Below are 11,212 nucleotides of genomic sequence, written 5' to 3'. Positions count from 1 at the left end.
GTGTTGAGCTAACCCATACTAATTACCCGTGAGGCTTAACCATACAACACCCAAGAAGTGTTCTAAGGCTTGTAGCAGATACCGAGAACGAACAACAAAATCAGCTTTCTTAGATTGAAGAATTTGCCTGGCGGCCATAGCGCCGTGGAACCACCTGAACCCATGCCGAACTCAGAAGTGAAACGCGGTAGCGCCGATGGTAGTGTGGCATTCGCCATGCGAGAGTAGGACACTGCCAGGCACCCAATTAAACAGTTATGCACACATTGCATAATTGGCCGAGAGGATGACACCTCATTGAAGCGGCAGACAATTTAGCAAAAAGCTAACCAGACAGCGGAGCGGTAGTTCAGTCGGTTAGAATACCGGCCTGTCACGCCGGGGGTCGCGGGTTCGAGTCCCGTCCGCTCCGCCACTAACAAGAAGCCCAGTCGAAAGACTGGGCTTTTTTTTGTTTCCGACACAGCATCCATATCCCCGAATAGTCTCTTTTTTCCTCATGCGACTCAGTAAAACACGCAGAGCCAGACGGTGGTCATGTCGGGATGGGTCCATTCCATCCTGTGTTTCCGGCGGGTATGTGGTCGCTGGCAATGAGCCAGCTTTACACTGGGAGCCTTCCTTGGTTGAAGCACCTTTAAGAAGGTCTGAGCAAATGGAGGGGGAGCTTTGCGGGTGGTTTACTTGACCGCCCTGCAGAGCACCAACCCAGAGCCGCGTTCACGAAGTGTAGGAGGTGAGGGAGGGAGTATTCTGGCTGACAATGGGCACCCAGATTGAAGGGGCTCTAGAGCACACAGGATGTGCTGTGGTAGCGAATAGAATCCCTGTCATTGACCCGTTCAGGTACAAAATGCACATAAAGAAAAGGGGACGGCGGCTGCCGTCCCCTCAAGTCATCTAGTCCAGTCCATGAACTGCAACGCTCCCTGCAATCCCTGACTTTATCCTGATCCTTCGGAATATCCCCTTCCCAATCCGTTGAGGTGTCCTGTGGCCATCCTAGCCTGGCAATCGCTCCTGATTGCTGCACTCTCTCCATCCTGGAGGTGTCCGTTACCACATCCCGTGGTGTTCCTTGCGTCATCCTGACAGACAACCATCCGCGTTGTCTCGCTTCATCCTGAAGCTGTCCTGCTCGCTTCCTGCGAGGTCCATATTCTTCCTGAAGAGCAATCATCCTGTTTGCTCTGCCTCATCCCGAGGTGTCCGCAACCACGTCCCGTGGTGTCCTGCAATCCGTTTGATAACCGTCCTGGTTACCGCCCTCATCCTGAGGTGTTCCTTGCCCACACCCTGTGGTTTATTCCCTACTTATGCGCTGTTTCCGCATCCTGCCGAACCAGCTCCGTCCTTGTGAGACCCATATTAAGGGAACCAGGGGGCGGCACAAGGGAGGATCCGGCGTTGTTGGCGTGGCGATAACGGATTAATGACCAATGCTATAGAAATAAAGCCATACAAATCATGGTATTAGTTTGTTTCATGGGAAAGCATGTGGATTCAAAGATGGCTTCGCGTACGGTTCGACACAGTGGCCTCTTACAGCTGCCATGGCGGATCTCTTACACGCAAAAACGGGGCGAAAACGATGGTACAAACAGGCTCAATTCGGTGGGCAAGACTTAAAAATTAGTTGAATAAATATGCTCAAAAAGAATACAAAAAGCCGGGCTTGGCCCGGCTTTTTTCTGAGGTGCTCAGCTGACACGGCTACCCGGTGTCGGATATGCCTTGCGCAAGGATTCAGGCGCCAGCACTTCCAGATTCCCGCTCATGTTGTTGAGCCAGGTACGGAACTCGGGGGTGTCCTGTACCTCGGTTTCCACCACCACGCTGCGCTTGTCATAGCGGGTCATGCGTGGATTGTGGCCAGGGATCTGGCCGTCGACCAGGGTCGGACAGTTGGCATCGATGCGACCGACGAAGCGGATCGGCCCGCTGACATCCTGATACCCCTGATCGCGGATCAGTTTCTGAATATTGAAATCCTTCGGCTGGGTCGCGCTGAAGTTGGTCAGTTCCACGTTCTTGATGTGGTCAAACGGGATGCCGTAGACCTTGGGATCCAGCTCGGACAGGGTGCAGAGCAGGGTCGGCCCTTCCGCCTGGTTCAGGATGCCGAGCGGATTGATGCGGTCGTAGCAGAGCCATACTGTGCGCTCTTTGATGACCCGCTGGATCTCGGCACTGAACTTGCGACCGCGCCACAATGCATCGCGGATCAGCGTGCTGCGGCGGATCTCCGGGTTGCCGGCAAACGGACGCGGTGACTGGTGTACGCTCTCGAGCCAGCGTTCTGCGAGTTCGCTCTGGCTGTCGCGGATCACCTGGCTGGCCTTGTCGACCAAGGGGTTCAGTTCGGTCAGGACGCTGGCCGGCAACAGCTGGCTGGCCTGATCGCTCCAGGTTTTCAGCGCCACTGCCAAGGAGAGCGGCATGATGTTGGCAAAATCGTTGAGGCCATGGCGCTCGAAGCACCAGCCGTGTGGTTTGCTGCGTTCATCCGAGGTGAGATCGAACAACCCCATGCCGGACATCTCTTCCAGGTCCCGTTGCACGGTACGCAGACTGACGTGGATGCCTTCTTCTTCCAGTTTTACCTGGAGTTGGCTGGCGGTCAGCTTGTAAGGGCGGTGCGGGATGCAACGCGCCAAGGTCAGTTGTCGTAACAGCTTCTTACTCATGGTGCATGCCTTCACTGGTTTAGCGTTGAGTGTATCCTAGCCATGCCTTGCGACAGTCTATGTCGCAAGTTTTGCTGCGACAACTGTCGCCATTTTCATACAAACCAAGCTAACCACATGATCCTAAACATAATTGCTATCATTTTGGGCAGCAATCGAGGCTTAAAAATGATGAAAAATCACCAAATGAAAGTGCTGCCTTACGGATTTGGGGGAGAGGAAAAAACAGAAATGACGGGGAAATGCAGAATATGATGTGGAGGGGATGGCTCCCCTCCACCAGGCAGGTATTTTTTGGCTGGATCAGGCCAGCCAGGACAAGGCTGATTTGGTGATGGCGGCGCCCACCATGTAGCCAAATACCGCCAGGGCAGCGAGGCCGGCCACCAGCTTCTGGCTGCGCGCAGGGCGCTTGAGCGCCATGACGCCGAGGCCGATGTAAACCACCAGAGCGATCAGCTTGGCCATCAGCCAGGGTTGTTGGCCCGGGCTCATCTGCAGGGTTACCGCCAGCAGCACTCCGAACAGCAGCAGGAAGGTGTCGTTGACATGGGGCAGGATCTTCAGCCACTTCTGCTGCAGGCGGGCACTGCCACCCAGGGCCAGCAGCCAGCGATAGAGGAACAGCAGCACGCTGACCAGCGCCAGCGTCATGTGCAGATGTTTGAGCATGGGGTAATAGGCAATCATATTGCTTCCTTGTCGTTGTCGGGCAGACCGCTGTTCCAGTTGTGAGCGTGAATGCGCTCCTGTCCTTCCTGATCGTCTTGCAGCAGATCGGAGAGGATGTCCCGGTATTGCAGGCTCTTGTTGATATAGGTGTGTTCGTCGTCCAGGTAGTTGACCTGTTCCCGCAGCAGCCAGTTGTCGTGCTGCTTGAAGGTCTGGCCGGCCCGCCAGGCCTGGTTGGCCCGAAAGCCGAGCTGGGTCAGGGCTTCCACCCCCAGATCCACGGCAGAACCCAGGGTTTCCCGGTACACGCTGCCCACGCCCTGGCGCAGGATCTCGTGAGCGTGGGGACGATCCTGGGCTCGCGCCAGTATCTTAAGGTGCGGGAAGTGTTTCTTCACCATTTCAATCACTTCGAGTGACGTGGCCGGATCGTTGATGGAGAGCACCAGCAGCTTGGCCTTGTGGGCGCCGGCGGCGTGCAGCAGGTCAAGCCGGCTGGCATCGCCGTAAAACACCTGATAGCCATACTTGCGCAGCATCTCGATCTGGCTGGCATCCTGCTCGAGGATGGTGGTACCGATGCCGTGGCCGTGCAGCAGACGGCCCACGATCTGACCGAAACGGCCGAAGCCGGCGATGATGACCGGGTGCTCCACCAGCTCCGGCTGCTCGTGCTGCGGCAATTCACTCTGGTTGCGATAGTCGAACCAGGGCTGGATCACCCGATCGTTGAGGATCAGCAGCAGCGGTGTCAGCGCCATGGAGAGCGCCACCACTAGGGTCAGCAGGGCGATGGTATCCCCTGGCAGTACCTTGTTCTGGGCGGCGAACGAGAACAGTACGAAGGCGAACTCGCCGCCCTGGGCCAGCGCCAGCCCGAAGGTCCAGCGCTGACTCGGCGAGATGCGAATGGCGAAGCCGAGCGCCATCAGCACCAGCCACTTGAGCACCATCAGACCAACTACCAGGGCCGGGATCAGCAGCGGGTGCTCGGCAAACAGCCCGAAGTTGATGCCGGCGCCCACCGACATGAAGAAGAGGCCGAGCAGCAGCCCCTTGAACGGCTCTATGTCTGCTTCCAGCTCGTGGCGATATTCGCTGTCCGCCAGCACCACGCCGGCGAGGAAGGAGCCGAGGGCGGGGGAGAGGCCGACCGATTCCATCAGCACGGCGATGGCGATCACCAGCAGCAGGGCGGCGGCGACGAAGATCTCCCGCATGTGGGACTGGGCGATGGCGCGGAACACCGGTCGCATCAGGTAATGACCACCCAGCACTATGCCGGAGATGGCAGCTACCACCAGCAGGCCGTGTTGCCAGCCGGCCAGCTCCGAGCTGCCGCTGCTGGCCACCGGCGCGATGGCCAGCAGCGGCAGGATCGCCAGGATGGGGATGACGGCAATGTCCTGGAACAGCAGCACGGCGAAGGCGGAGCGGCCGCTCTCGCTCTGCATCAGTTTGCGCTCCTGCAGGCTCTGCAGCACGATGGCGGTGGAGGAGAGCGCCAGGATGAGGCCGATGGCCAGCCCCTGCTGCCAGGGCAGGCCGATGAGGTGGGCCACGCCGGTCAGGGCGGCCGTGGTCAGCAGCACCTGCAGCCCGCCGGTGCCGAGGATCGGCCCCTTCAGCTGCCACAGCAGCGCCGGCCTGAGCTCCAGCCCGACCAGAAACAGCATCAGCACTACCCCGAACTCGGCGAAGTGCATCACATCCTTCTGTTCACCCACCAGCCCCAGTAGGAAGGGACCTATGATGATGCCCGCCAGCAGGTAACCGAGCACGGAGCCCAGCCCCCAGCGTTTGGCCAGCGGCACCGCGATCACCGCGGCGGAGAGGTAGATGAAGGCATCGAACAGCAAACCATGTCCCATCAGCGGATCCTCCGTACAGTGGTGGAGACCGATGTCGGCAGGCCGGGCCGTCGCCCGGATCGAGAGCGGGTCATGAGAGTACCTCCAGCAGATCGCGCAGATAGGGGCTGCCGGCAAGCTGGGCCGGGGTCAGTTGTTCGTCGCGCAGGGCGCACAGCAGCTGGCGATAGTCCTGGCCACAGCGGCGCAGCGCCTCCTGATCCCGGATCTTGTGAAAGGAGTGCAGCACGAATGGCGGCAACCAGCTCATGCCGCACAACTGGGCCGTCTGCCGGAACGGCAGCAGAAAGTCGAGCAGCGGGCGCTGGTTGTAGCCTTCACTGCAATAAGATTCGGGGGCGCCGCCGGTGGTGATGGCCGACAGCCACTGCTTGCCGTTGAGGGCGTGGGCTTCCGGGCCGTAGGCGTAGCCATACTCCAGCACTAGATCCATCCACTCCTTCATGATGGCCGGGCAGGAGTACCAGTAGAAGGGGTGCTGGAACACGATGATGTCGTGTTCAGACAGCAGGGCCTGCTCCCGCTTCACGTTGATGAACATGTTGGGGTAGTGCTGGTAGAGGTCGTGCAGGGTGACGCCCTCCAGGCCGTCGATGGCCTGCAGCAGCTGCTTGTTGGCCCGGGAGCTCTGCAGCGCCGGGTGTGAAAAGATAACCAGAATGCGTTTCATGGGTTCCTGATCTGAAGAGGGGCCAAATACCGGTGCAAGCGACCGGCGAAAAAAAGATGCATTGAGCAGCGACGTTATCAAGAAGCGCCATGGCTCGCCAGTTCCGGGATCAGCTCGCGCAGCGCCGGATTGAGGGTCTGGTGGGCGGGATAGCAGAGGCCGATGCGCCGGAACATCCGTGGTCCGCGCACCGGTACGGTACACAGACCTGCTTCGTCCTCCACCAGCCCGTCCGGCAGAAAGCTGATGCCGACCCCGGCCAGCACCAGCGCCATCACCAGCCCCTTGCTCCCGGCCTTGGCCACCAGATTGAGGGTGAGCCGGTCACAGGCCAGCAGGCCTATGGTTTGCTGATGGGCTTCGCAGGGAGGGCACTCAATAAAATCATAATGTTGTAGCTCGGCCAACTCGAGTTGCTGGCGGCTGGCGAGGGGATGGTCGCTTCGCACGCACAAGACATAATCCTCTTCCCACAGTGGCAGGAAGATCTCGTCTTCGCGGCGCAGGGCATCCAGGGTCAGCCGACAGTCGGCAGGCGTCCCGTAATCGGAGAGGGTGAGATCCAGCTCGGGCAGCACAGCCTGCACCTGCTGCAGCAATCCCGCCACCCGCCGCCGGCTCAGGTCCGGCATGATGGCCATGTTGAGCCGCGCACGCGTCGCCTTCTGGCGAAACAGCGCCGGTAGCCGGCGCGCCTCTTCCACCAGCTTGACCGCGTGGGGATAGAGGTAATGGGCCTGATCCCTGGCCGCCACCCCCTTCTTGCCCCGGATGAACAGGCTGTCACCCAGGGTCTCTTCCAGCTGGCGCAGCCCCGCCGAGAGGGAGGGCTGGCTGACGTGGCAGCGTTCGGCCGCCGCCGTGATGTTCTTCTCTTCATAGATGGCGATGAAGAAGCGCAGCAGTCTCAAGTCCAGCATAAGCCCAACCATAGTTTTTTCAGATGATAACCAGCGGAAAACAATATTTATCACTGATGGATGCAGTGACTATAGTGATCCCGTTCCGTGCTGGCCAGCCGCTTGTTTGCTCAAACCGACTCTTGAATCAGAAGGAAAACATCATGTCCAAGCCTCTCGTCGTGATCACCGGTGCCTCTGCCGGTATCGGTGCCGCCATCGCCCGCGCCTTCTCCGCCGCGGGCCATCCGCTGCTGCTGCTGGCCCGCCGGGTGGAGCCGATGCAGGCGCTGAATCTGCCCGATACCCTCTGCATCGGGGTCGATGTGACCGACACCGCCGCCATGAAGGCCGCCATCCAGCAGGCCGAGGTGCAATTCGGCCCGGTTGGCTGTCTGGTCAACAACGCCGGCGTCATGCTGCTGGGACAGGCCGACGTGCAGGACCCGGCCGAGTGGCAGCAGATGCTCAACATCAACGTGATGGGGGTGTTGAACGGTGTTCACGCCGTACTGGCCGGCATGAAGGCGCGCCGCAGCGGCACCATCATCAACATCAGCTCCATCGCCGGTCGCAAGACTTTCCCGAACCATGCTGCCTACTGCGCCACCAAGTTCGCGGTGCACGCCCTGACCGAGAACATCCGGGAAGAGGTGGCCGATGTCGGCGTGCGGATGGTGACCATAGCTCCGGGCGCGGTAGAGACCGAGCTGCTCAGCCACACCACGGACGAGAGCATCAAGGCCGGCTACCACGACTGGAAGGATCAGATGGGGGGCGTCATTGCGCCTGAGGTGATCGCCGACGCCGTGCTCTATGCATGGAACCAGCCGGCCAATGTCTGCGTGCGCGAGATCGTGCTGGCGGCGACCCGTCAGCAACCTTGATGGCGGCTGACTGGAAGCGGGGGAGGGCTTGACCCTCCCCCTGGGCCAAGGGTTACCATAGGCCACCTTTCGTCAATGAGTCGTCTCATGGTTCTGACCCGTCGCCAACTCGCTCGCGCCCGCCGCTGGCTCCCCCTGTGGAGTCTGCTGATGGTGCTGATGTCGTTTGGCAGCCGGGCAGCGACCGATCTCTGTACCCTGACGCCCCATTGCAGCCAGAGCGAACGCACCCTGGAGAAGGCCATGCCCTGCGGCAGCTTCACCTCGGCGCTCGCCATGACGGTGCTCACCGGCGACAGCCTGACGGTTGCCATGCTGGAACCCGATACCCCGGATTTCATCTCCCCTTCCCAGTTCATGCCGGATGTTCCGACCGACCGGCTGGAGCGTCCGCCTCGTCATCTCGGTTGAGTCGAGTCCCCCTGTTTTTTTGGGCATTTCTTCTTATCCGAGGTGAGTTATGTACAAGTCCCTGTTATTGGCCGTGCTGGCCGGTACCGTCAGTTTTTCTGCTCTGGCAACCGAGCAGATGACCGTCTACAAGTCCCAGTATTGCGGCTGCTGCAAGACCTGGATCAAGCACATGGAAGAGAACGGCTTTGAGGTCAAGGTCGTCGAAACCGAGCAGCTTGAACCGGTCAAGCAGCAGTACGGCATCACTCCGCAGCTGGCTTCCTGCCACACCGGGGTGGTGAACGGCTATGTGGTGGAGGGGCATGTACCCGCCGCCGACGTGCAGAAGCTGCTCAAGGAAAAACCGGCGATCCGCGGCCTGACCATTCCGGGCATGCCCCAGAGTGCGCCAGGCATGGATATTCCGGGTCAGCCCTATCAGGTGCTGAGCATCAGCAACGAGGGCGCGACCAAGGTCTGGTCGAGCTACCCCGGCTGATGAAAACTGGCCGTGAGCAGACACACTTCCATCATGTGAGGCACACCTGAGCGAGCCCGTGTCGCTCACGGTCAGGTATGGGGCCGCCATCGCGAGATGGCGGCCCTTTTACATCAGGGCGCGGGAGAACTTGCAACTGAAGGCGACAAGGGGCAGATTGATCCCCTGTCCAAGGAGCCAAGGCTCAGGTCCGCCAACCCTTTTACAGCGCAAAGGATGCGACATGTTCACCTTTTCCCGAGGGCTTCTGCTGCTGGCTTGTCTGGCCGCCGTTCCCTGTTCATATGCCAATGATGAGTCCGCCATGCCCACAAGCGACACCCTGATCCAGCCTCCCGTGGCCGCCAAACACCCTCACGCCATCAAGAAACACGGGGATACCCGGGTCGACAACTACTACTGGCTGCGCGATGACGAGCGCCAGAAACCCGAGGTGCTGGCCTACCTCGAGGCTGAAAACGCCTACACCGACGCCATGCTCAAACCGATCAAGCCGCTGCGCGACCAGCTCTATCAGGAGATGGTGGCCCGCATTCCGCAGCAGGACGAGTCGGTGCCCTACGTGAAGAACGGCTATCGCTACCAGACCCGTTACGAGCCGGGCAAGGAGTACGCCATCTATTCGCGCAGCAAGCTGGGTGAAGAGGCTGCGAGCCTGCTGCTGGACGGCAACCAGCGTGCCGAAGGCCACGAGTTCTACGCCCTGGGGGCGCTCGAGGTGAGCCGCAACAATCGCTGGCTGGCAGTGGCGGAAGATTTCCTCTCCCGCCGTCAGTACCAGATCCAGTTCCTCGATCTGGAGAGCGGCAAGTGGGCCGCCGAGTTGCTTCCGAACACCTCCGGCAATCTGGTGTGGGCCAACGACAGCAAGACGGTGTTCTACGTGCGCAAGCACCCCAAGACGCTGCTGCCCTACCAGGTCTATCGCCACGAGCTGGGCACGGATCCAGCCAAGGATCAACTGGTCTATGAGGAGAAGGACGACTCCTTCTATGTGAGCCTCTACGCCACCACCTCGGAAGATTTCATCGTCATCGCCCTCTCCAGCACCACCTCAGGCGAGGCGCGCCTCATCGATGCCAATGTGCCGACCCAGGCGCCGCGGCTGTTCCTGCCGCGCCAGGTGGATCACGAATACAGCCTGGATCACTACCGTGGCCGCTTCTATGTGCGTTCCAACAAGGACGGCAAGAACTTCGGTCTCTACGAGACCAAGGAGAGCCCGGTGGATCGCTGGAAGGCGGTGATCGCCCCCAATCCGGACGTGCTGCTGGAGAGCTATGCCCTGTTCAAGGAGTGGCTGGTGCTGGAGGAGCGCAGTCAGGGGCTGACCCGGCTGCGGCAGGTCAACTGGCAGAGTGGCGAGCAGAAAGAGATCGCCTTCGACGATCCGGCCTATGTCACCTGGCTCGCCTACAACCCGGAGCCGGATACCAGCGCGCTGCGCTATGGTTACTCCTCCATGACTACCCCCTCGTCCACCTACGAGCTCGATCTGAACAGCGGCAAGCGCACCCTGCTCAAGCAGCAGCCGGTGGCGGGCTTCAAGGCCGACCAATATGCCAGCGAGCGGCTCTGGATCACCGCCCGTGACGGTGTGGCCGTGCCGGTGTCGCTGGTCTATCGCAAGGACAAGTTCAAGCAAGAGGGGGTGGGGGCGCACACCAATCCGCTGCTGGTCTACGGCTACGGCTCCTACGGTGCCAGCATGGACCCGGATTTCAGCAGCGCCCGGTTGAGCCTGCTGGACCGCGGCTTCGTCTACGCCATCGCCCACATCCGTGGCGGCGAGGAGCTGGGGCGTCACTGGTATGAAGATGGCAAGCTGCTGAAAAAGCAGAACACCTTCAACGACTTCATCGACGTGACCGAGGCGCTGGTGGCACAGGGCTACGGCGCCAAGGATCAGGTCTACGCCATGGGCGGCAGCGCCGGCGGCCTGCTGATGGGGGCCGTCATCAACCAGGCACCCCAGCTCTATCGCGGCGTGGTGGCCCAGGTGCCGTTCGTCGACGTGGTCACCACCATGCTGGACGAGTCCATTCCTCTCACCACCGGGGAGTACGACGAGTGGGGCAACCCGAACCAGAAGCGCTACTACGACTACATGAAGGCCTACAGCCCCTACGATCAGGTCAAGGCGCAGGCCTATCCCAACCTGCTGGTGACCACCGGGCTGCACGATTCCCAGGTGCAGTACTGGGAGCCGGCCAAGTGGGTCGCCAAGCTGCGCGAGCTGAAGACGGATGATAACAAGTTGTTGCTGAGCACCGACATGGACGCCGGCCACGGCGGCAAGTCGGGTCGCTTCAAGGCCTACGAGGATATCGCGCTGGAGTTCGCGTTTATTCTGGATCTGGCCAAGCCACAAGCATAAGTCACCACAGTTGCAGCCCTTGCCAGTCAAGGGCTGCAAAAGAATCTCCCTCCTCCCGCTCTGTCTGCCGACCGGTAGCACATCCAATTAATCTCTGATCAGCAAATTAATGATCGGCTTCAAATTTCTCGTCATCCATATCCATCATTTTGTGTTTTTGTTTGATTTATGTTGGCGCCGTGTGCTTAATCGAAGCCGTTATGACTCTTTAATTGGCCCCCTCGGGGCCAATTATCTTCGGTTGGCATGAAGCCGAC

At 60.1% G+C, this 11,212-nt stretch carries 9 protein-coding genes, 1 tRNA gene and 1 rRNA gene; 6 read left to right on the top strand and 5 right to left on the bottom strand.

Annotated elements, in window-relative coordinates; genetic code table 11:
- Positions 1 to 126 precede the first annotated feature (126 nt).
- Together rrf and OKB87_RS06970 are read left to right on the top strand one after the other, a co-directional pair.
- Positions 127 to 241, top strand: a 5S ribosomal RNA gene (rrf, locus tag OKB87_RS06975).
- 97 nt (positions 242 to 338) lie between these two features.
- Positions 339 to 415, top strand: a tRNA-Asp gene (locus tag OKB87_RS06970).
- Between the two features lie 1,285 nt (positions 416 to 1,700).
- On the opposite strand, the gene OKB87_RS06965 is transcribed toward OKB87_RS06970, so the two are convergent.
- The 5 genes from OKB87_RS06965 to OKB87_RS06945 all read right to left on the bottom strand — a co-directional run bounded on the left by OKB87_RS06965 (position 1,701) and on the right by OKB87_RS06945 (position 6,820).
- The gene (locus OKB87_RS06965; protein WP_005308002.1) at positions 1,701 to 2,687 is read right to left on the bottom strand and encodes a helix-turn-helix transcriptional regulator; all 987 of its coding nucleotides are present in this window, start codon (positions 2,685 to 2,687) and stop codon (positions 1,701 to 1,703) included.
- 303 nt (positions 2,688 to 2,990) lie between these two features.
- The gene (locus tag OKB87_RS06960) at positions 2,991 to 3,377 is read right to left on the bottom strand and encodes a SirB2 family protein (protein ID WP_016349116.1); all 387 of its coding nucleotides are present in this window, start codon (positions 3,375 to 3,377) and stop codon (positions 2,991 to 2,993) included.
- Positions 3,374 to 5,230 (bottom strand): monovalent cation:proton antiporter-2 (CPA2) family protein, encoded by a 1,857-nt coding sequence (locus tag OKB87_RS06955; protein ID WP_029304384.1) that lies wholly within the window; start codon positions 5,228 to 5,230, stop codon positions 3,374 to 3,376. Before OKB87_RS06955 ends, OKB87_RS06960 begins: the two co-directional genes overlap by 4 nt.
- Before the next feature lie 70 nt (positions 5,231 to 5,300).
- Positions 5,301 to 5,900, bottom strand: a complete 600-nt coding sequence (gene kefF / locus OKB87_RS06950; protein WP_016349118.1) for a glutathione-regulated potassium-efflux system oxidoreductase KefF — start codon at positions 5,898 to 5,900, stop codon at positions 5,301 to 5,303.
- Positions 5,901 to 5,977: 77 nt separating this feature from the next.
- Positions 5,978 to 6,820: a LysR family transcriptional regulator gene (locus OKB87_RS06945; RefSeq protein WP_270826930.1), complete on the bottom strand. Its 843-nt coding sequence runs from the start codon at positions 6,818 to 6,820 to the stop codon at positions 5,978 to 5,980.
- A 143-nt stretch (positions 6,821 to 6,963) separates the two neighbouring features.
- Between OKB87_RS06945 and OKB87_RS06940 the strand changes: the two genes are divergently transcribed.
- The 4 genes from OKB87_RS06940 (at position 6,964) to OKB87_RS06925 (ending at position 10,955) form a co-directional block, all read left to right on the top strand.
- A complete protein-coding gene (locus OKB87_RS06940) occupies positions 6,964 to 7,686 on the top strand; it encodes an SDR family oxidoreductase (RefSeq protein WP_270826928.1) in 723 nt (240 codons plus the stop codon).
- An 87-nt stretch (positions 7,687 to 7,773) separates the two neighbouring features.
- Positions 7,774 to 8,097, top strand: a complete 324-nt coding sequence (locus tag OKB87_RS06935; protein WP_011704326.1) for a hypothetical protein — start codon at positions 7,774 to 7,776, stop codon at positions 8,095 to 8,097.
- A gap of 49 nt (positions 8,098 to 8,146) precedes the next feature.
- Complete coding sequence (locus OKB87_RS06930) at positions 8,147 to 8,578, top strand: DUF411 domain-containing protein (protein ID WP_011704327.1); 432 nt, start codon at positions 8,147 to 8,149, stop codon at positions 8,576 to 8,578.
- Positions 8,579 to 8,801: 223 nt separating this feature from the next.
- Positions 8,802 to 10,955 (top strand): S9 family peptidase, encoded by a 2,154-nt coding sequence (locus tag OKB87_RS06925; protein WP_270826927.1) that lies wholly within the window; start codon positions 8,802 to 8,804, stop codon positions 10,953 to 10,955.
- Positions 10,956 to 11,212: the final 257 nt, after the last annotated feature.

It is taken from the genome of Aeromonas sp. Y318-1, from assembly GCF_027706125.1.
Classification (GTDB): Bacteria; Pseudomonadota; Gammaproteobacteria; order Enterobacterales; family Aeromonadaceae; genus Aeromonas; species Aeromonas hydrophila.
This window is presented reverse-complemented; position numbering and strand designations above follow the sequence as displayed.

Bases quoted from the DNA above. Each gene is read 5' to 3' on its own strand.
- OKB87_RS06955 (WP_029304384.1), bottom strand. From the start codon at position 5,230: ATGGGACATGGTTTGCTGTTCGATGCCTTCATCTACCTCTCCGCCGCG.
- kefF (WP_016349118.1), bottom strand. From the start codon at position 5,900: ATGAAACGCATTCTGGTTATCTTTTCACACCCGGCGCTGCAGAGCTCC.
- OKB87_RS06925 (WP_270826927.1), top strand. From the start codon at position 8,802: ATGTTCACCTTTTCCCGAGGGCTTCTGCTGCTGGCTTGTCTGGCCGCC.
- OKB87_RS06940 (WP_270826928.1), top strand. From the start codon at position 6,964: ATGTCCAAGCCTCTCGTCGTGATCACCGGTGCCTCTGCCGGTATCGGT.
- OKB87_RS06945 (WP_270826930.1), bottom strand. From the start codon at position 6,820: ATGCTGGACTTGAGACTGCTGCGCTTCTTCATCGCCATCTATGAAGAG.
- OKB87_RS06965 (WP_005308002.1), bottom strand. From the start codon at position 2,687: ATGAGTAAGAAGCTGTTACGACAACTGACCTTGGCGCGTTGCATCCCG.
- OKB87_RS06930 (WP_011704327.1), top strand. From the start codon at position 8,147: ATGTACAAGTCCCTGTTATTGGCCGTGCTGGCCGGTACCGTCAGTTTT.
- OKB87_RS06935 (WP_011704326.1), top strand. From the start codon at position 7,774: ATGGTTCTGACCCGTCGCCAACTCGCTCGCGCCCGCCGCTGGCTCCCC.
- OKB87_RS06960 (WP_016349116.1), bottom strand. From the start codon at position 3,377: ATGATTGCCTATTACCCCATGCTCAAACATCTGCACATGACGCTGGCG.